The organism is Culturomica sp., assembly GCF_003524185.1.
Lineage (GTDB): Bacteria > Bacteroidota > Bacteroidia > Bacteroidales > Marinifilaceae > Culturomica > Culturomica massiliensis.
This window is the reverse complement of the sequence record NZ_DOED01000037.1, coordinates 1-22,137: the sequence shown is the minus strand read 5'-3', so window position 1 is coordinate 22,137 and position 22,137 is coordinate 1. Positions and strand designations below refer to the sequence as shown.

The 22,137-nt window shown below is 43.1% G+C and carries 12 protein-coding genes; 6 read left to right on the top strand and 6 right to left on the bottom strand.

Going from position 1 to position 22,137, the window contains the following annotated elements; genetic code table 11:
• Positions 1 to 21: 21 nt before the first annotated feature.
• Genes DD657_RS12600 through DD657_RS12590 form a run of 3 tightly spaced genes read right to left on the bottom strand, consistent with a single transcriptional unit; the run spans position 22 to position 6,830 of the window.
• Positions 22 to 1,449, bottom strand: a complete 1,428-nt coding sequence (locus tag DD657_RS12600) for a RagB/SusD family nutrient uptake outer membrane protein (RefSeq protein WP_068688271.1) — start codon at positions 1,447 to 1,449, stop codon at positions 22 to 24.
• A gap of 24 nt (positions 1,450 to 1,473) precedes the next feature.
• Positions 1,474 to 4,470, bottom strand: coding sequence for a SusC/RagA family TonB-linked outer membrane protein (locus DD657_RS12595; protein WP_287050118.1), 2,997 nt, complete (start codon positions 4,468 to 4,470; stop codon positions 1,474 to 1,476).
• Between the two features lie 29 nt (positions 4,471 to 4,499).
• Positions 4,500 to 6,830, bottom strand: coding sequence for a M43 family zinc metalloprotease (locus DD657_RS12590; RefSeq protein ID WP_287050116.1), 2,331 nt, complete (start codon positions 6,828 to 6,830; stop codon positions 4,500 to 4,502).
• Between the two features lie 410 nt (positions 6,831 to 7,240).
• Here DD657_RS12590 and DD657_RS12585 point away from each other — a divergent pair, with 410 nt between their 5' ends.
• Entirely contained in the window at positions 7,241 to 8,866 is a 1,626-nt protein-coding gene (locus DD657_RS12585; protein ID WP_021986523.1) for a hypothetical protein, read from the top strand.
• A gap of 35 nt (positions 8,867 to 8,901) precedes the next feature.
• Here the strand turns inward: DD657_RS12585 and DD657_RS12580 are convergent, their stop codons facing one another.
• Positions 8,902 to 10,065 carry a MalY/PatB family protein gene (locus DD657_RS12580; protein WP_287050114.1) on the bottom strand — a complete coding sequence of 388 codons (1,164 nt, stop codon included), beginning with the start codon at positions 10,063 to 10,065 and terminating at the stop codon, positions 8,902 to 8,904.
• A gap of 141 nt (positions 10,066 to 10,206) precedes the next feature.
• On the opposite strand from DD657_RS12580, the gene DD657_RS12575 reads away from it, so the two are divergent.
• Both DD657_RS12575 and DD657_RS12570 read left to right on the top strand, forming a co-directional pair.
• On the top strand, positions 10,207 to 11,154 hold the full coding sequence (locus DD657_RS12575; RefSeq protein WP_287050113.1) for a lytic transglycosylase domain-containing protein: 948 nt from the start codon (positions 10,207 to 10,209) through the stop codon (positions 11,152 to 11,154).
• A gap of 193 nt (positions 11,155 to 11,347) precedes the next feature.
• Complete coding sequence (locus DD657_RS12570) at positions 11,348 to 13,012, top strand: nucleoside kinase (RefSeq protein ID WP_021986520.1); 1,665 nt, start codon at positions 11,348 to 11,350, stop codon at positions 13,010 to 13,012.
• 39 nt (positions 13,013 to 13,051) lie between these two features.
• Here the strand turns inward: DD657_RS12570 and rocD are convergent, their stop codons facing one another.
• Together rocD and DD657_RS12560 are read right to left on the bottom strand one after the other, a co-directional pair.
• A complete protein-coding gene (gene rocD / locus DD657_RS12565; RefSeq protein WP_021986519.1) occupies positions 13,052 to 14,263 on the bottom strand; it encodes an ornithine--oxo-acid transaminase in 1,212 nt (403 codons plus the stop codon).
• A gap of 128 nt (positions 14,264 to 14,391) precedes the next feature.
• Complete coding sequence (locus DD657_RS12560; protein ID WP_287050110.1) at positions 14,392 to 18,789, bottom strand: translocation/assembly module TamB domain-containing protein; 4,398 nt, start codon at positions 18,787 to 18,789, stop codon at positions 14,392 to 14,394.
• Between the two features lie 213 nt (positions 18,790 to 19,002).
• Here DD657_RS12560 and tsaD point away from each other — a divergent pair, with 213 nt between their 5' ends.
• Genes tsaD through DD657_RS12545 form a run of 3 tightly spaced genes read left to right on the top strand, consistent with a single transcriptional unit; the run spans position 19,003 to position 22,034 of the window.
• Positions 19,003 to 20,022, top strand: a complete 1,020-nt coding sequence (tsaD, locus tag DD657_RS12555) for a tRNA (adenosine(37)-N6)-threonylcarbamoyltransferase complex transferase subunit TsaD (RefSeq protein WP_287050108.1) — start codon at positions 19,003 to 19,005, stop codon at positions 20,020 to 20,022.
• 51 nt (positions 20,023 to 20,073) lie between these two features.
• On the top strand, positions 20,074 to 21,003 hold the full coding sequence (locus tag DD657_RS12550; RefSeq protein WP_021986516.1) for an NAD(P)-dependent oxidoreductase: 930 nt from the start codon (positions 20,074 to 20,076) through the stop codon (positions 21,001 to 21,003).
• A gap of 5 nt (positions 21,004 to 21,008) precedes the next feature.
• Positions 21,009 to 22,034, top strand: coding sequence for an HPP family protein (locus DD657_RS12545; protein ID WP_287050106.1), 1,026 nt, complete (start codon positions 21,009 to 21,011; stop codon positions 22,032 to 22,034).
• The last annotated feature ends 103 nt before the right edge of the window (positions 22,035 to 22,137 follow it).

Below are 22,137 nucleotides of genomic sequence, written 5' to 3'. Positions count from 1 at the left end.
ATCATAAAACCTAGATACCACTCAATAACCGATATTTTGCACCATATTACCGTTATTCTTCATCTCATACAATGGAATCGGCAATACAAAACGTTTATCGGGCCATGTCACCAACGGCGTAGCCTTACAACCGGGGCGTACATTATCCTGACCGTTTCTGGACAAATCGAACCAGCGATGTCCTTCAAAAGCCAGTTCTTTCCGGCGTTCCGAAGCAATTGTACTGCCGTCAACAACCCGTAAACCCGAAAGTCCGCGTTTCGCACGCACGGCATTGACATCATTCAACGGTGTATCGCCGATTTGTGAATTATTCTTCTGATTGGCTTCGGCCCTTATCAAATACATTTCAGCCAAACGCAGAATATGAGGATTATTGATTTCAACGTTCCCTGTTCCTTCCCGTCCCGGATATTTATTTACGGTATATTCCCCGTCTTTATTCAAAACGACCAGTTTCGCTCTCACGTCCCCTTCTTCGTAAGATGTCGCCAATTCATTTGCCGCCACCAAATCTCCGTAATACAAGTATACACCACCCGGATTGTTATTTCCTCCGTAAAAATAGTCATCGGTCTTATTGGATTGCAACTCAAAAATCGTTTCCTTCTGTCCTTCCAATGCCCAATATTTTACAAAATCTGCTGCCGGAGTCAATTCATAACGATGTGAACCGATGACTTCCGTTGCCATCGTAGCCGCATCCTGGTTATTCCCCTGATACAAATATACGCGGGCCAGCAATGCCTTGGCTACTTCTGAAGAAGCCCAGAAACAGACTTTCTTCTCCGTCATCAGATCGGCTGCCCGTTTCAAATCCGAAATAACCTGTTCATACACCTTGTGCACGGTACTCCGTGCCGGTTTACCGATTTCAGTCGTCAAAACAACCGGAATACCGGGATGTCCGCCTGCACCGTCAGCCCCCGGCGCCAGTTTTGTATCCGTAAAATGATAAGGATAAGCAAACCAACGGCACAAATCGAAATGTACCATCGCCCGGATAAACAAAGCCTCTCCCAGCAACTGATTTACCTGTGCGTCCGTAGCCCCCTGACGGTCAAACTTATTTGCCTCGATAGCGTTGATCACATTGCAGGCAGCACATATAATGTAATATCCCATACTGTACACACCGTCGGAAGGCCCGTCATTAGATCCCATTGTCAGATTAAACTCCTGAATATAACGTCCGGATGCCTTTACTGACGAAAGCACAACATTGTCTGCCATAACATCCGGAGCCAATATCGAAGACTCACCGTACAAACTCCTGTCCAGCAACGGCGCATACAAACCATTGGTTGCCAGAACCAGTTTATCATAAGTCGAAAGCGCTTTCTCATTAGAAATGGACGTCTTGGGATCCTTATCTATAAAATCGGATGAGCAAGACCATAACAAGGCTATACTCAAGATGATGCCTAATATATTATATACTTTTTTCATAGGTTTTACTTTTTATAGTTCATATCATAAACCAATATTCAGACCGAACACAAAAGAACGGGAATTCGGATAAACATTGGAAGAAGATCCGTAAACACCCACTTCCGGATCCAAAGACCAGACATTGGAATGCGTCCAAAGATTCGTACCTTTAAAATAAATCTGCAAATTATCGATACCGATTTTTCCGATCAGATGCTTCGGGAAATCATAAGAAAGCGTCACATTTTTCAAACGAATATATGAACCGTCTTCCAACCAGCGGGAATTATACCAATCCCGTGATTTCGTCGGATTACCGAGAATCGGCTTCGGAACTTCGGTAATATCCCCCGGTTTTTGCCAACGTTGCAGCTGCCTGCGGCTTAAATTCATACCCAAACCATCGGCTCCGTCTCCTTCCAGATAATAATAATCGTTGAATTTCACCGTATTACCGTAATTGAAATAGAACATACAGGAAAGCGTAATCCCCTTCCAACTGAACGTATTAGTAAATCCACCGTAAAAATCCGGTTCCGGTGTACCCAGGTAAGAATAACGGGCTTTACCATAATCGGAGGTCAACCCGCCGTTTTCATCGTACCACATCGGCATACCGTCGGCCGGGTTTACGCCGGCATAATCAGCCATATACCATTCTGTAAATGCCTTTCCGTGTACCCTTCTCTTCTGATAGTTTCCTTCAAAACGTTCTTCAACTCCCCCCAAACTTAAAATCTCACTGGACGGGAATGTCATATTCAAATCCGAAGTCCATTTAAAATTTCCGTCTTTAAAAATCTGTCCGGAAATCTGAAATTCCAATCCGCGGTTCATAATCGAACCTGTATTTCTCAAAATACTGCTGAAACCGGTTGTATAAGACAATTGTTCACTCAACAACAAATCCGAAGTCTTTTTCCAGAAATACTCTACCGTACCGCTGATACGATTCAGGAAACCGAAATCTACGGCCAGATTCGTTGTTGCCGACTCTTCCCAGGATAATGTCGGATTAGCCAGTTGGGAAGGCAATAATCCACCGAGTCCCGCATATTTCGTCGAACTGTACAAACCTTTACTTGCATAATCGCCAATCGAAGAGTTACCGGTTGTTCCGTAACTCAAGCGTAACTTCAGCATATCGAGGTAATCCGCTTTCATAAAACTTTCTCCGGAAAGTTTCCAGGCTCCTGAAACCGACCAGAAGTTCGCCCATTTATTGTTATCGCCGAAACGGGAAGAACCGTCACGCCGGAAACTGGCAGCCATATAATAACGGCTGTCATAACTATAATTTACCCGTCCGAACATTGAGATAGAAGCATACTCCGACAATCCTTCATCCACATCGAAATTCGCAGAAGCTGCCTTCAGATAAGGGATATCGTCGTTACTTCCGGAACCTGAGGCATACAAATAATCACTCTTATAAGCCGTAGCCTCATAACCCAACAAAGCCTCTACATTGTGCTTTTCTGTAAACACCTTACTGAAAGTCAACACATTGGAAGATGTCCAACGATAGTATTGCAAATCCTGAACACTAATCGGAGAATCCTCGGACATACCCGTATTCGATTTATCACCGTAACGGGTACGTTCCCGGGTCATCTTGTAATCCATACCGAAAGTCGTCCGGAAGGTCAGCCAGGGGACAATCTGATACTGCAAATAAGAAGTCGAAATTAAGGACTTCGTTTTCTGTCCCAGCTCGCACTCATTCATATAGTTCAACGGATTGTAATTTCCATTGGCATTCCGGGTAAATGTTTCCCGCCACGAGCCGTCCTCATTATAAGGCGAATCATAAGGCAGCAAAGAATAGGCAGCAAAAATAGGATTTTGATAAGCCCAATTCGTCAAGGAATAATTCTGCGACGCATTAGAACCGGATAAGCTGATATTAAAAGAAAAATGCTTATTGATCTCATGATCCAGATTCAGACGGGCAGAAAAACGGGAAAAGTCGGTCCCGATAACAATACCGTCTTGCTTCATGTAAGATACGGAAGCAAAAAAACGAGTTTTCTCATTACCTCCGGATGCAGAAACATCATAAGATTGATACAAAGCGTTACGGGTAACCACATCCCACCAATCCGTATTGGTATTCGCCAGTTCATCCGGCAAATAGTAAGCGCCGTCAGGATCAGTCCAGTCGTATGCATCACTTTTAAAATAATCCCGGGCATTATCGACAGCCTCCCGTTGGAGCATCAGTAACTCGGAAGAACTACAAACCCCGAACCTCGTATTGGTAGGAGTTGAAAATCCGCGCTCGATATTAGCAGAAATCCGCGTTTTTCCCTGTTTTCCTTTCTTGGTCGTAATCAATACAACTCCATTGGCAGCCTGCGACCCGTAAATAGCTGTCGCCGCAGCGTCCTTTAATATCGTCAAGGATTCGATATCAGCCGGATTCAAAGAAGCCAACGCATTGGAAGAAGAAGCCCAGCCGGAAGTTGATCCCGACATGATAGGCACACCATCGACAACATACAACGGACTCGTTCCTGCATTTACAGAACCGGCTCCCCGAATCTGAATCGTAGCAAAACTACCGGGAGTACCGCTGGCAGACGTTGCAATCACACCTGCAGCATTTCCCTGCAAAGCCTTATCAATACTGGAAACCGTAACGGTTGCCAACTTCTCGGATTTAACCGTAGTCATGGCCCCGGTCAAAGCTTCTTTGCGCTGAACACCGTATCCGACAACAACAACTTCGTCCAAAGCCTGGTTTTCGGCCTCCAACTTTATATCTATCGGACTACTCCCTTCAACCTTTACCTCTCTTGTTTTCATCCCGACGAAAGAAAATAACAACACCTGTCCCTTCTGAGCACTAATGGTATAATATCCCTTAATATCCGTCGTCGTTCCTGTTCCCGTCCCTTTTACTTGAATACCGACACCCGGAAGTGGCTCCCCTGTCGCCTTTTCTGTTACCGTACCGTGAATCGTTAAAGATTGTGCGATACCCGTTTCCATCCCGATTATAATCAGAAAGGAAAGTAGCATGATCAGTTTGTTCATAAAATTTATATTAGGTTAGACAATTGTAGTCAACGTACCAACTCGACAAAGCCTGTGACTTCCTCTTTTTGTCCTGCGGCTTCCCAAGTAAAACGATAATAATAAGTCCCCGCAGCCAATCCCTTCATTTCAAAATCATTCCGGTAATTCTGCCGTTTCAGGATTTCTTTCCGGCGTGGATTCCAAATAGTCAATTCACTGTCGGCATAATGTTCCGGATTTTCTATCCGGAAAAATTTATCGCCATTACCGGTTAAAACAATCAAAGACGTAATTTCCGGTTTTTCGGAGGTACCCCCTCCTTTTACCTGTATCCAGCGACTTTTGGATAGAACCCACGATTCCCCGGAGCGATCGGTAACCTCTAAAGACACATCATATATTCCGCTTTGCTCATAACTCACCTCCGGATTTTTTTCCGAAGAAGCAGCCGGGGTTCCTCCGGGAAATGACCAACGATAAGTGTTGATTCCGCTATTACTCCACGCGGAAAAACCGAAGCGCACTTGTTCGCCTGTATTTACGACCGTTTTATCAGCATAAATTTCCGGATCGATCAGGTTTTGCCCAACCTCTTTCTGACCGGCTTTCAGAGCAATCCCCGGTTCTTCCCGGAAAGCATAACTATGTAATATCACCGAATCCCCGGCAGTACTTACACTCAATTTCAACCAGCCGTACAAGCGCTCGGTCTGATCCGCTCCCGGAAAATACAGCCCGACGTAACCCGTCTTACCTTTCCACTGATTATAAGAAGGAGTATATAAATCATGAATAAAATTATCCGACCCCGTGATCCAGGACAATGTGCCCGGAATCTCATCCCCGCCACTCAGACAACTGACATTACGGGAAAAAGATTCTGTTGCCAAAGCCTTACTATAGGTATCGATACGCAACTTACCTCCTTCATACACCAGACTATACTTCGAAGAAGGATAAACGGAAGAAAGCTGAAAAAGATGACGTTGTTGCCCGGCACAAACCACGACATCCGAGACCTCTGTCGTCACGATTTGATAGGGATTCCGGAACCGCAATTCCAGATGCTGGTCATCAATATGCAAAGGTTTATCACAAATATCGCCTGTAAACCGGAGGATAAAAAAAGTATTATCAGCCGAAGAATGATTTACGGCTTGACCGTCGACAAAAACATGCAGCAAAGAGGCACCTGCAACGACTACGCGCACAGATAAACCTTCCGGCAAATGCTGCACCTCATAGGTATCGGCAGACAACTCATCGTTTACCTGCCCCTTCAATGAAGCAAACTTTACATTCAATTCAAAACGGCCCGAAAAAGTACCGTCATTCTTTTTATCTTCAAACAGCATACCCTCACCCACTTCAATAACAGCCTCATCTCCCAGATACAATGTTTTTTTCAGATTCTCTTCCTGCCAAATCGGAAAACGAGCCGGATGCTCCAGCATGGCCAACATCCGTTCCACCTGACCGGTTGTAAAATTGGCATACATATCCGTATAAGTCATAAAGTTTTGCCAATTGGTCTTATTTCCTTCGCAATTCAAATCATACTCATGCAACATATTCTTTTCATGAGGCGGTGTATCGTCGACCTCATCGTTCGGATAAGTACATCCCCCTTCGAACGTATGAGCCAATCCCAGCCAATGCCCGAATTCATGGGTCAGTACCCGACGGAAATTCTCTGTGGTATTTTTACCGATATAAGCACCGTTATACACAACCCGGGCCAGATTACGATCACTCATCCATTCATCCGGATACCAGGCAACACCGGAATTATTCAACACCTGATCCCCATATAAATCCTCCATCACATATACATTCATATAACTGTAATTATCCCAGGCACAAGCAGCAATCTCAGGGTTCTTATTCAAACCTCCGAAACCGCTGTTTTTAGGATAAAAAATGACCCCCGTTGTCGATTTTCCCTCCGGATCCTTTTGTGCCAAACGGAACTCGATATTCAATTCTTTTTTTATCAAATCGAAAGGCGCCGTTATCCGTTGCCAATCTCCATTTAATCCCTGAAAATCTTCATTGGTACGCCTTAAAGCATCCTCAATCAATTCCACGGTTACGCTTTTTCCTAGAAAACTGGTTCCATAAACATGAAAAACGACCGGAATAATGTATTTTTGAGAAGAAGCCCGTGTCTGCATATAAGCTTTGGTCAATAAAGACCCCCGTCCCTGATATCCTTCCGGAATCGACATCGCCATTTCACGGTTCATTTCTGCTGTCCGGCAACCAATATCCGACAAAGGCTCTTCCACAACCTGTACTTTATTTCTCACTTCATCGTCATGACATGCACACAACAACACCGTAATAACAACAATCGTTAATTTGATCCAAGATTTCATAATTGTTCACTTTTAACCGCAAACAAAAATGAAAATTCTAAAAAAAAATAAACTCAAAAAACAAAATTATCATATATACGTACTCCTGTTTTCACCTCTTTTCTTATATACAATTTTAACAATCACATATTAATAATCAACTAATTATACATTCGAAATATATACATCTGTTTTTCTTTTTTTGATTTATTTTCATTTTTTTCAATTCCGGACTTATAATTTTATCTTAAAATAGCACAGACCCTATTAAATTTATATTAACTTAGTTCCCACTAACATAAATCCTATACGGAATGTTATACATCTTCAAGACTTGGGAACAACGTGGATTTCTATAAAAAGCCGGTGCATGGGCAATTGTTTTTGAAAGATGTGTGGCAAACCGATTACAACACACAAGCGTCAGAATTATGGTACCCCAATTTGCATTTATACTATTATTCACATTTTTTTCTGCACAGGAAAAATCCGACACGACCACCATTCGTAAAATCGAAGAAAATCTGGATTTAGCTCAAAATAATTATTACAAAGCGCCCGAATTAGCAGGATATTATGCCAACGAAGCCGTTCGGGAAGCCATAAAAATACAAAACGACTCTCTGGAAATCGAAGCTTTGATCCTTTTAGGTACCAGCTATATTCATCAATCCCGGTTTGATATGGCTCTGGATATTTACTACCAGGCCCTTGATAAAGAAGACCGGTGCAGTCCTGCTACGATAGCTTACTTACATGCATGTCTCGGTAATTCTTACCGTTTACTGCGCAATTTCAAGCGTGCCTCCGAATTTCTGGATAAATCGGCCCTGTATTACAAAGATTTCCCCAACGATCCCAGAGAGTCCTACTACCACAACATCAAAGGATTATTACATTTCGTTCAAAAAGAATACAAGCAAGCAGAAAAAGAATTCAATTATGCCTTACAAATCAACCGCCGGTTTAATAATTCCAAAGCGATTGCGGCAAATCTGAACAATTTGGGTATGCTTCCCGAACATTTCCAGGAAAAAATCAAATTTCTGGAAGAAGCCCTGCAAATCAATCTGGCTGTCAACGCCACCTGGGCGATTGCCGAAAATTACAACAATTTCGGACTACAACATCTATATGCCGGAAAATACAAAAAAGCATTGGATTATCTCGAAAAAGCCCGGGAAAAAGCCAAAACCATCAACGCCCAGGAAATTCTGATGGACAATTTGAATTATTGTGCCCAGATATACCATAAAATCGGAGATATGGCCAATGCCTATGAAAGCCTGCAACAATTACACCAACTGGAAAAACAAATATTCATTACCGACCGGATCAGTAATATCGAAAGAAGAATTGCAGAAAAGAAACTCAAAGAATCTGAACAACAAGTCCGGATCGAACAAAAACAAAATCAACTGCAAACTATACAAAAGCGTTATTTACTGGGAATTTCGGCATTATTACTAACCACACTTTTAATCATTATCTTTCAAGTCAGGGTGCGTCAAAAGATAAAAATACAAAAACTAGCTGTCGAACAGGAATTACACGAAAAAAACAACGCTCTGATCAACTATCAGTTAAACGCCGTTGAAATCGAAAAAAACAATGCTTTTACAGCCTTGGATTATTCCAAAAAATTACTGACCAATCTCTGTTGTTATATCAAAAGCCGGAACGATCTTTTCCAAAAGATCATCACCATGCTGAAAGAAGCAAAAAAAATGCACAATGAAGAATTGAAAACCCAGCTGGAAAAGATAAGCTCGTTTATAGCTCTGTACTTAAAAAGCAACAGTAACTTAAAAGATACGCTTTTACAGATCGAAACGCTGCATTCCGATTTCACGGAACGATTGATGCAAAAACATGGAAATTTGACCAAAGGAGATCAAAAACTGGCTACCTACCTACGCATCGGACTTAGTAACAAAGACATTTCCATATTGACGGATAACCCACCCAATACCATAAATATCGCCCGTTACAGATTACGTCAGCATTTGAATCTGCAACCCAAAGAATCCCTTACCGAATATATCCGGAAAATTTAAAGCCAAATTCTCCGGATTCACGGTATGCCATCACATTAAAAAGCTTTCTTTATACGCTCCAGGCCTTCCTGTAAAATAGCCCGGGGACATCCGACATTCATCCGCCGGAAGCCGATGCCTTCTTTACCGAAGGCACTTCCGTCGTTCAAACCGACCCTTGCCTTTTCAGTCAATATACGACCGACCTCCTCATGCCTTAATCCTGTCGGCCGGAAATCCAGCCACAACAAAAAAGAACCTTCCGGCCTCAACATCTTCACATAAGGCAATTCATGCCGGATATACTCATCCGCAAAATCGACATTTCGACCCAGATATATCCGTAACTCTTCCAGCCATTCCCCTCCTGCCCGATAAGCAGCTTTCAATGTCACATGCCCGAATATATTGCCGACGTCCAAATGCAATGCCAGCATTTCCCGGTTATACTTACCCAATAATTCAGATGAGGAAGATACGATCAAAGAATTCATCATTCCTGCAATATTGAACGTTTTACTCGGAGCCATCGCAGTCAATGTATGAGCCGCAATATCTTCCGACAAGGAAGCCATAACGGTATGTTTAAATCCCGGCAAAGCCAAATCGGCATGAATTTCATCGGATAAAATCAATACACCGTACTTACAACACAAATCTCCCATACGTTTCAGTTCCTCCGCACGCCATACCCGTCCCACCGGATTATGAGAATTACACAGTATAAAAAGCTTCACACCCTGTCTGAGCTTATCTTCAAAATCCGCCCAATCCACTTCATAATGCCCGTTTTCCACTACCAGCGAACTACATACCAACTCTCGCCCGTTTTCAGTTACAACAGCAAAAAAAGGCGGATATACGGGAGTTAAGATCAACACCTTGTCCCTCTTCTCAGTAAAAGCCCTTACCGCAACAGATAAGGCCGTAACAATCCCCGGGCTGATAGATATCCATTCCGGTTTTACCGGCCAGCCGTAATGCAACGCCACCCAATCGATAAACGCCTGTTTAGCTTCTTCCGACCGGAAAGTATATCCGAAAATACCGTGCCGGCAACAATCCTCTGCTGCCCCGATAATTGCCGGAGCCGTCCGGAAATCCATATCCGCAACCCACATCGGTAATAAATCCGTCCGTCCGAAAGTGCGGTTCAGGTCATCGTATTTCACACAATCCGTTCCCCGGCGATCTATAATTTCATCAAAATTGTATTTCATATACTAATTCCTTTATAAAGAATAACAACGATTTTTAACGGATAAACCACTATGAAATCTCGCTATTTTAGCATTCTGCCTCTTTTATCATAGCCTTTTATGCATTATCTTTACAGCAAATATAAAACAACTAATTCTGAAATGAAAAAATACACCTCACTAATATATATTTGTACGACAGTATCCATTCTGAATATTTTTGCCATTGTATTTTATTCGCAGGCAGCAGGAGGTAATTCAAACCTGTCGGCCGCGACTCCGCATACTGATTTGACTCCCTTAGAGCAAGCCCTCACCGTAGATGTATTTGTCCCGGAAGCCATCAGCTTTGCCGGAGAAGAAGTGCCTCTTCACCGCATCGATGTACAAGAAGCACTGCGTAAAGAATTGATAGTAAACACCTATCTGCATTCACATACCTTACAACTGCTCAAAAATGCCCCCCGTATGTTCGCCCGTATCGAACCGATATTAAAAGAAAACGGAATTCCGGAAGACTTCAAATACCTCGCCGTCATCGAAAGTAACCTCAATCCCTCTGCCGTCTCTCCTGCCGGAGCTGTCGGATTGTGGCAATTTCTGGCATCTACGGGAGAGGAAGCCGGCCTGGAAATAAACAGCGAAGTAGACGAGCGATACAATGTAGAAAAAGCAACCCAGGCAGCCAGCAACTACCTGAAAAAAGCATATGAGCGCTTCGGCTCCTGGACAATGGCCGCTGCTGCCTATAATGCGGGAAACTCGATGCTCCAGAAACAAATGGACATCCAAAAAGAAAAAAACTACTACGACCTGTTGCTCGGCGAAGAAACCGAAAGATACGTATTCCGGATATTGGCCTTAAAACAAATACTGAACAATCCGAATGTGTACAACTTCGATCCTCCTACAGCCTATCCTATCGAAAAAGTCAAAATCGTCAAAATCAAAAAATCCGTTGCAGATTGGGCCGACTTTGCCAATAAACACGACATCTCCTATAAAACACTCAAACGCTTCAACCCGTGGCTCCGCAAAAATAAACTGAAAAACCCGGCTCACCGGGAATATGAAATACGTATCCCGAAAGACAAAGAAATGTACAGATAAATACAACACCACAGACTCAACAATCCCCTCTCTCTAAAATTAATTTACGATTTTTGATTCACAAAGGTATCCCGGCTTACCCTGATCTTTTGTTTATTCCCTTCTTTTGCCTGAATTTCTCCTAAGGGACTGTTGGCATGTTATTTGCTTATATAGAAAGAAAAAACTACATTAGAGGATCAAATATATAATTATGGAAAAAGTAAGTATTATGTGTGAAAATACGGGGAAGTATTACGATATTGAAATCGGTACGCCCCTTCGGGAAGTCAAAAAAATTATTTTTCCTCAAAATCATAAGTCCATTTTAGGCGCTCTTGTAAATAACCAGCTACAAGACTTACAATACATCATCATGAATCCGAAACAAGTCAATTTCATTGACGTTACGACTTTAGATGGATACAGTATTTACACGCGCTCCCTTATATTCATACTCTACAAAGCGGTACACAGGCTTTTTCCCAAAAAGACATTAATCGCCGAATACAACATATCCAACGGTATATTCTGCCGGATAGCAAATAAAGATGTTGTTTTGAGACCGGAAACAATTGCCGCCATACGGGACAAAATGCAAGAAATTATTGCCGCCGATTATCCCATTATCCGCGAAGAAATGCCGACCGAAGAGGCCATCCGGCTATTTAAAAAAGCCGGCTTAAAAGACAAATGCGAACTTATGGCAACCCGGGGAAGATTGTATACCTCCGTATACTATATCCAAAATACGGCTGATTATTTTTACGGCACATTAGCTCCTTCCACCGGCTGTATGGCTATTTTCGATCTTATACCTTACAAAGACGGGATGTTGCTTCGCTTGCCAAATCGCAATAATCCCCAGGAATTATTGCCGGAAACCCCGCAAACGAAACTATTTCAAATATTCAGTGAATATAAGCGCTGGGGAAAAATTCTCGGCATCTCAGACATCGGTAACCTAAACCGGACCGTAGAAGAAAAATATTCCGGCGCCATCATAAAAATCAGTGAAGCCCTGCATGAAAAGAAAATTTCCCTGATCGCCGATAAAATCAAAAGCCGCAGAAAAAAAGTAAAAGTTATTCTCATTGCAGGTCCGTCTTCCTCCGGCAAAACGACTTTTAGCAAAAGATTGAGTATTCAACTGATGGTCAACGGCATCCGCCCTGTAAACCTGTCCCTCGACAACTACTTTGTCAACCGGGAATATACACCGAAAGACGAAAAGGGTGAATACGATTACGAATCGATAGATGCTTTGGACATCGATACATTTTCCGATAACATTCTCCGCTTGATAAACGGTGAAGAGATCGAAATACCCAAATTTTCATTTGAAACCGGACAACGCTACTACAGCGGAGAGAAACTGAAAATTGCCAAAAATAATGTAATCGTCGTAGAAGGAATACACGGACTTAATCCTAAACTCACCCGCTTACTCCCGGCCGATTCCATATTCAGAATATTTGTGTCGGCATTGACTTCTATCTCTATCGACAACCATAACATCATCAATCCGACGGATAACCGTTTACTCCGACGGATGGTCAGAGATTATAAATACCGGAATTATTCGGCGCTTGAAACTCTAAAACGCTGGGAAAGCGTATTGAAAGGTGAGCAAAAACACATCGTCCCTTACCAGGAAGAAGCCGATATCATGTTCAACTCAGCTCTGATATACGAACTCGGTGCTCTTAAACAACAGGCCGAACCTTTATTACGGGAAGTTACAGGACAGCACCCGGAACATTCCAAAGCCCTGCGTTTATTGAAATTTCTCTCCTATATCAAAGCCGTACCTACCCGGGAAATACCCAACACCTCAATCCTGCGGGAATTCTTAGGAGGCAGCAGCTTTAAATATTGAATAAAAAAGGTGTCAAAAAAATTTTGACACCTTTTTTATCTATTCCAATTCAGCAAACGTATTTTCAATAATTCCGATGGCCTCCATCAATTCCACCTTATGAATCACCAGAGGCGGAGCAAAACGAATAATATGTTCATGCGTCGGTTTAGCCAACAGTCCCCGGTCACGCAACTTCAAGCAAACATCCCAGGCCGTCTTTCCGTTTTTCGGCTTAATCACAACAGCATTCAACAATCCTTTCCCCCTCACTTCCTCAATCCGGTCCGAATGAATCGCACTCAGTCTATCCCGGAAAACAATCCCCAGTTTTTCGGCATTTTCGGCCAGCTTCTCATCCCGAACCACTTCCAGAGCCGCAATGGAAACTTTAGCAGCAATCGGATTTCCTCCGAAAGTCGAACCGTGCTCTCCCGGACGAATACACAACATGACTTCATCGTCCGCCAAAACGCAGGATACAGGCATAACACCTCCTCCCAAGGCTTTCCCCAATATCAAAACATCGGGACGTACCCCTTCATGATCGCAAGCCAGTAATTTTCCCGTACGGGCAATTCCCGTCTGTACTTCATCAGCCATAAACAACACGTTATGGGCTTTACACAAATCGAATGCTTTCTTCAAATACCCGGCATCAGGCACAAAAACTCCGGCTTCTCCCTGAATCGGCTCTACCAGAAAACCGGCTACATTCGGATCTTGCAACTCTTTCTCCAAAGCCGGAATATCATTGTAAGGAATCTTAATAAAACCGGGGGTAAAAGGACCATAGCCTTCATAAGAATCCGGATCATTCGACAAGGAAACGATCGTAATCGTACGTCCGTGAAAATTTCCGTTACAAACAATAATCTTAGCCTGCCCTTCCGGAATACCTTTCTTCATATAAGCCCACTTCCGGCAAAGCTTTAAAGCAGTCTCGTCGGCTTCAGCCCCGGTATTCATCGGAAGTACCTTATCATAACCGAAATATTTCGTCACAAATTCCTCCCACTCGCCCAGCACATCATTATAAAAAGCCCGGGACGTTAAAGCCAGTTTGCGGGCCTGCTCTGTCATTGCCCCTACAATTTTCGGATGACAATGCCCTTGATTGACAGCCGAATATGCTGACAAAAAATCATAGTATCGTTTCCCATCCGTATCCCACACAAAAATTCCTTCACCACGTTCCAATACAACCGGCAGCGGGTGATAATTGTGAGCTCCGTAACGAGCTTCCCTGTCCATGTAATCCTTTGCATTCATAAGTTATATAATTTTTATGAGTTTGTTGGCCCAAATCTGTTCGTAATCGTTTGCAATACGCAATTTGTGAAAAAAAGATTAAAAAACAAAGTCATAAAGATTATAAATTCAATATAGACCAAGGATTTTTATTTTTTCTTCCTCAAAAAACTAAAATACCGATGTAACAATTCCCGAAAAGTATCGAAAGCCTCCTGATAAGAAATACCGACACCCTGAATCGTCTCCGTCGCGTTATAAATAATTTTCTCGTCCGTATGCGAATAGGCTTTCAATTTCAGCGTTCCCTGCTTATTCAGTTTAACATCCAAATCGAAATCGCCGGCAATATTATTGCTTCCGGTTGAATTCGAAGTTACATTTTTAGCATTTCCGACATCCATATTACCGTTGGCAGACAAGGTAACCCGATCATTCAGCAATTGGGTCGAAAGAGCCAATTCAATCTCATCCGTCGTGATATTATCTCCGGGACGATAAGAAAAACCGATATCGAAATTATTGCTGATTTTCGACAGCCACCGGGACAACTGGTTCGATACCAACTCCGAAGCCGTCGTCACACCCGCCTGATAACCGGCATTTCTCTCCTCGATATCAGCCGTCGTCATATAGTCCGGAGTGTAAAACTTATTTAAAATCAACAAAGAAAACATCTGTTTATTGATCTCGTCCTGACTGGAAAAAAGACTCTGCACATAACTCTTCGTCTGCGTATCCAAAGTCGGAAAATTGATATCAAACTTCACCAATGGATTAGCAAAATTATCACTTAAATTCAGTACACACTCAACAGGCACCTTTGTCGATTTATCTACAGTAGAACTCGTCGCAGTCAATAACTCATACAACGACGTCTTTAAATTATAAACGGCATTGATATCTACCGTCGCATCATAAGGCGAACCGTTCCAGGCTATACTTCCCCCCTGAGTCAGTACAAATTTTTTATTCAACAGATTACTCAACGTAAACAGATAATCCCCTTTTGAAATCTTATAGGCTCCGAACATATTGATTGTCCCATCCTGATCCAACGTTACCTTAATATCGCCGGAACCTCTGGCTTTCAAAATATCCCCGATCGTCGGGTCGAAAACAATCTGTATCTCCAGATTGTCATTCAATTCCAGATTAGCATTCAACTGCATCCCGCCGGTTCCGGTCTGAACCTGTACCTTTTTCCGCGCTTGCTGATTAGGACTTACAAAATGTAAAAAATTACCATTTTCCTCTGTCAACGCCGAGGTCAAAGGCAGATATAAACGAGAATTACTTTCAGGCCGTGCATTTACCGTCAATGCCATAAAACCGTTACGATTATTAATATTCGTAAAGCCACTCATAAATACCTTTCCGTAAAACGAATCGTTTTGACTGTAATCTGTATTGAGAATCAAAAAATTACGGGAGGTAATATTCAACTCGTACTCATCATCCCAAAACCGGTAATATCCCGAACAGAGCGAAGAACGGCCGAGCACGTCTTTTATAGCCAGATCATTGATTATAAAACTGCTCTTATCGACATAAATACTGTCATTTATGAAAAAAGACGTATTGACATCCCGCATCGTCAACAAAACCGAATCCAAAAAAAGATAACCGGAAAAATCCGGATGGGACATCAAACCGGTAAGCTTGATTTTACCCGAAATACCTCCCCGGCTGGCCACAAAATAATCCGAAGCATACATACCCAGCCGATCCAATTTGATTTTAGACAAATTTATATTGACGTTCAGGCTATCTGTATCCGGCCGGTAATATCCTTTTACCCGCAAAGGGATTTCCTCTCCGACCTGGTTTTCCGCCCGGATCAGCATACGGCTGCTATCCGCATCCCAGGCCGATAACATCCGCAACGTTCCTAAAGTATCGCGGTTTATCCCCCAATCCTGCACATGTACATCCGAATACAATAAATTATCTTTGTAATAATCCTGCACGATCACCTCTCCTGTTGCAAGACCGAAAACATGAAAGCGATTGTCAAACAACACCCGGTTCAATTCCGACAAATCAAAACGATTCAACCGGAAAGAAAGCGTTTTTTGCGGATTTTCGGAAAGATCTCCGTCTATGGATAAATATTGCCTTCCGTTACCGATCCAGAAATCGTAAATGGAAATTTCCTTATCCAAAGCGATTATCTCCGCTTCCTGTACATTCCACACCTTATCTGCAAGCACAATCACTCCAGGCTGAATATGAACTACCGTCCTGTATTTGTTCTTGTCGATAGGTTCATAGCGAAGAATCATTCCCAATTCACCGCTATACGTTTCACTGCCCCAATTACTCCACAACAATTTATCGGACACCGTATTATCCTTCAAAACCAATTCATTCCGGACATTATACAAACGATAGTCCTGACTGACTTCTAACTGATCTGCCGTACACAACATCCGCAAACAATCTTCATCCCCCGTCAGATCAATCCGGGAATTTTGCAAAATAAAGTCCTTGTACCGGATAGAATCCGAATCGATTCGAAGGTGAATCTTCTTTCCCTTATATCCGAAATCGGAATAAAGTTTGGTTCCCGGAGCAATTTTCAAATCGGGATAAACAGCCGATAAAACCCGATCGGCATCCTTGATGTTTATACTATACCGGAAATCAGCCTTCTCCTCATTCAGATTTTTGTACTTCTGCCATTTATAAGCAGGCAAATAACTGCGGACCAGCTTATCCGTAAACTCAAGAGGACGTATCGACATATAATGTCCCTCGATCTGCATATCCACAATATCCGAAAATAAACTGGTGACATAATACCCGTCATTCAATCGATTTTCGATACTGACATTATCGAGGATAAAGTCACCCTTCTCTCCGGCATAGGTAAAATTCCGGAATGCATAATTCCCGAAACTATCTCCTCCTTTCTTCTTTGCATAAACAAAGTCAAATCCGGTTTTGACAGCTTCTTTGCCCCCGGTGATCCCCCACCCGAAATCAGCAAGATCATTTACCTCTATCTTGCCCTTGGAACTCAAAAAGAATACTTCTTTCCCCACATCACAGGTCAACATCACCGCACCCCGGATGCTATCGTTATCAAATGAAGAAAGAACATTGATTTTTTCATCGTCCATCGTAAGAAATAAATCGGTATTTTTCAACTTTCCTTTACCGATCTGAATCGTATTCAATTTTCCATTCACATTCAATGCCGTCCGGCCCTCCGCCAATATCCCGTCATACGTACCGGAAATATGCCCTCCTCCCAATACTTCCGTTCCGCTCAGCTTCGCAAAATTCAGGGACGGGAAATTGAACTCCCCGGATATACGGGAACAATCTGTAGAATCAGCCGAAGCACAAGGAATATATCCCAACTTTGCAGTCCCTTTGAATCCGGTCGTACGACTGTCGATCAACAATATAAAATCATCTATCGTTCCCTTAAAATTCCCGGTCAGATCAAATTTATTCCAATGATGCAAGGGTTGTGGCACCGAAAGCTGACATGAAAACCACGGCAAATAAACGGTTTCCAAATCTTTCGGATTCAATTGGGCCTCCCGGATATTTATATCGAAAATCGTATGCCTGAAATCAGGTAAACCGAAAGATTTAAATTCTCCGGTCAATCGGGTTGATTCCCCAAGAGTAAACTCCAATTGATGTCCCTCTATCCGGTTTACGGTATTTGTAATAACCCCTTTACACCCCACCGTATTCTCGATTCCCCGCAATATTCCGTTAAAATAAGCCAGATCGATAAAACTTACCCGGGATTCCCCCAATCGGTAATATTGTTGCATCATAGTCGTAAAATGACGCCAATCCCGGCGACCCGGCACCCAATTGTATTCCAACTTCCGGAGGTCCAGAAAACTCCTCGCCGTATATATCTTTGTATCTGTTATCAATAAATTGGAATCGCAGGCACTGACTGTCGCCTCCATTTTATCGATCACAAAACCGGACTTCTCTTCCAGCCCCAACCCGGTAACACGCATCCCGACCCGACCTCCCGAAAAATCAATATCCGTAATATCGGCATTGACATGAAGACACTCCACATCCGTCCAATTGATACCGTAATCTACCGCCTCATATTCACTCTCCCTATATACAAAACGAGAATCCCGGATCTGAATGCGTTTTAAATCCGCCTGCCAGGGGACAGTAACATCCTCTGCACCTCCAGCTATCCCCTCCTGTTCTTCTTCTGCCGTAATCCGAAGAGCATTCAGAAGAACATCCAGATTCATAACCGACTTCTCCTCCCCCCTCACAATCCATAAATTGAAATAGGCATTTTTCAGTGTAATATCTTTTACGGTAAAACGCTGGGATGTCCATTGAAAAGAATCGATCTTCACCCGTAAATCCTTGCAATACAACAACGTATCCTGTCTGTAATCCTCAACTAAAACATCATTCAACACCAACGATTTTACCGGACGAAAATCCACCCCGCCGATTTTCATCTTTACACCCGTAGTCTGTTCGATACGATAAGTCAGATAATTGACCAACTTTGTCTGTACATACGGACTGTGTAACAAAGCATAAAGAATTAAAATCAACAGTAGAATCCCCGCGACACAATAGAATAATATCCGAAAAACTTTTTTTATATCCGCACAGTTTTAGTTTGCCTACAAAAATATTAATATTGCAGAATATTTGAAAGAGATCGGAAACTAAAGATAAAGTAAAAACCATATATTTACGGCTTTTAACTTTCCTTCTCTGCCGACTCGTAAAAAAACAACCTTATGACAGTTATTCTCGGAATCGAATCATCGTGTGATGATACCTCTGCCGCCATACTAAAAGACGGAATCGTATTATCGAATATTATCGCCAGTCAAAAAGTTCACGAAGCCTACGGAGGTGTGGTTCCGGAACTGGCTTCCAGAGCCCATCAGCAAAACATCATTCCGGTCGTATCCGAAGCGATCCGCAAAGCGGAAATTGCAATAAAGGACATCGACGCCATTGCATTTACCCGGGGACCGGGATTACTGGGTTCCTTATTGGTAGGCACATCTTTTGCCAAAGGATTTGCTATTGCAAATCATATACCGATGATCGAAGTAAACCATTTACAAGCGCACATCCTGGCCAATTTCATCAAAGAACCGGGCGTCGAAAGCCGTCACCCCTCCTTTCCGTTCCTTACACTACTCGTATCCGGAGGCAATTCTCAATTAATCGTAGTACACGATTATCTGAGGATGGAAATGATCGGCCAGACAATAGACGATGCCGCAGGAGAAGCATTCGACAAATGCGCAAAAATAATGGGACTTCCTTATCCGGGCGGACCTGTAATCGACCGTCTGGCAAAAGAAGGCAACCCGGAGCGATTTACGTTCAATAAACCCCAGATTCCGGGTCTGGATTACAGTTTCAGCGGATTAAAAACTTCCTTTCTTTATTTTATCCGCGATGAACTGAAAAAAGATCCCGATTTTATAACGAAAAATCTGAACGACCTTTGTGCTTCCCTGCAAAAAACAATCATCGACATCCTGATGTCTAAATTGAAAAAAGCAGCCAGGCAAACCGGTATCAAACAAATTGCAATCGGCGGAGGCGTATCGGCAAACTCCGGACTGCAAAATGCCGTACATACAGAAGCTGCAAAAGCAGGCTGGGAAGTATTCATCCCCCGCCTCGGCTTTTCCCTCGACAATGCAGGCATGGTAGCCGTCACAGGTTATTATAAATACCTTGCCGGCCAATTTATCGATCTCAAAGCCGTTCCGTTTGCCCGGACAACCCTCGACTGATCTCCGGAAAACGGATTCCTGAAAACCGAATAAAAACTTGTTAACTTTATTATGAAAATATTAGTTACCTACGACATCCCCCGCGAACCTTTCGTCAATCTGCCGGCAGATTGGGAAATCACCTTTCCGGAAGGTGAAAAGCTTTCAAAAGAGGAAATTATCCGGTTATTGCCGGAATATGATATCTTACTGGCAATCTTCAGCCGTCCGATAGACAAAGACATGCTTGATGCCGGTAAAAAATTACAACTCATCAGCAACTTCGGGGTCGGCTACAACAACATCGACATTCAGTATGCGCGGCAAAAAGGGATTACAGTATGCAATACCCCTCAGTCGGTTTGCAACCCGACAGCAGAACTCTGCATGGCCCTAATGCTTAGTGCCTCCAGAAGAGTTGCCGAGCTGGACCGCAGAATCCGTACAGAAAAAGAAAGCCTTTGGGGAGTCATGAAAAACCTGGGGACAGACCTGTACGGGAAAACCCTGGGTATTATCGGCATGGGACGGATCGGCCAGAATGTCGCCCGCAAAGCAGAGGCTTTCGGAATGAAAATCGTCTATTACAATCGCCATACGGAAATTCCCGGTTTCAAACGTACCGATCTGGATTCATTGTTAAAAGAATCGGATTTTATTTCCCTGCACACACCTTTGAACGACGATTCCCGTCATCTGATCGGTAGCCGGGAATTAGGACTGATGAAAAAATCGGCTTTTATCATCAATACGGCCAGAGGCGCCGTCATAGACGAGGCCGCTTTGACGGAATGCCTGCGCAAACGTACCATACGGGGTGCAGCACTGGATGTATTCGAACGGGAACCCCACATCACGGACGAATTATACGAATTGGACAATGTCGTACTCCTTCCGCATGTAGGTACAGCCACCATCGACGGACGGATTGCCATGGCAGAAGAAGCTCTGACGAATATCCGGAATTTTTTGGAAGGACATCCGACCAATGTCGTTAACTGATTCAAATGCTTTATTCGATTCCTCTCCGCTATCGGAGATATATCTACGCCTTACTCATGATTCTTATTATGGTAGGATGCGCGGAAGGACTGGCCGAACGTGAAATCATTTTCCCCGAAATGGCAGCCCTTGCAATCGGCATGTGGGTAGTCGATAAACGGGTATGGCACTGTAACAAATGGAAAATGCTTCTTGCAATGAGCCTCTGCTCCGTAACAGGAGTCCTCATTGTCCGTTACTCACCTTTTCCCCTATTGGGGAACATTGCTTTGGCCTTTAGTTTTGCGGCCATTCATCTGACTTTATCCCGAACCACCTTGATCCCGCAGGTTTCTGCCATCATCCTGCCTATACTGTTAAAAACAAACAGTTGGGTATATCCGGCCGCAGTAATTATAATGTCACTTATCATTATCCTCGGACAATATCTGATGGAAAAAAAGCAATTACGTACTCCTATCGAATATACTCCGGTAAAAATATACTGGCGTTCGGTTCTCCTTTCGTGGACCTTTCTGCTGTTTACCATATTATCGGTAGCTTCACTGGCGATATACACAAACAACATTTATTTCATTCTTCCGCCCCTCATTGTCACCTACATCGAATTCGCCCATTCCAAAGCCGGTTTCCGCAACCGCCCGGTCCAGATACTGCTCACGCTATTTGCAGCCTCCTTATTAGGTTCACTCTGCCAATGGTTCGGTTATTATCAATGGCATTTACCCGAATTCCTCATCGCTTTATGTATAACAGGCCCTCTATTCCTCCTATTCGAACTTTCAGGAAAACCTTTTGCTCCCGCAGGAGCCGTCGCTTTAATCCCCCTATTGCTCCCCCCGGAAGACCTGCTTTGGCTCCCCATACAGGTATTCATAGGTGCCAGCCTGTTTATCGGCATTGCAATGCTCTGTTTTCAAAAATGTTATAACTGGACCCGCCCCCAACTCATCGTCTGTTTTCTTCCCGCCTTTATCCGTAACCTTCGCAAACACAAATCTGCCGACGAAAAGATTCCTCCACATTTTTAATATTTTTTCCCGGTTTCTTTGGATTTCATAGAGAATCCCCTATATTTGTACCCGCTAAAGGCAAAAGTTCTTTAAAAAACGGGGAGATACCAAAGCGGCCAAC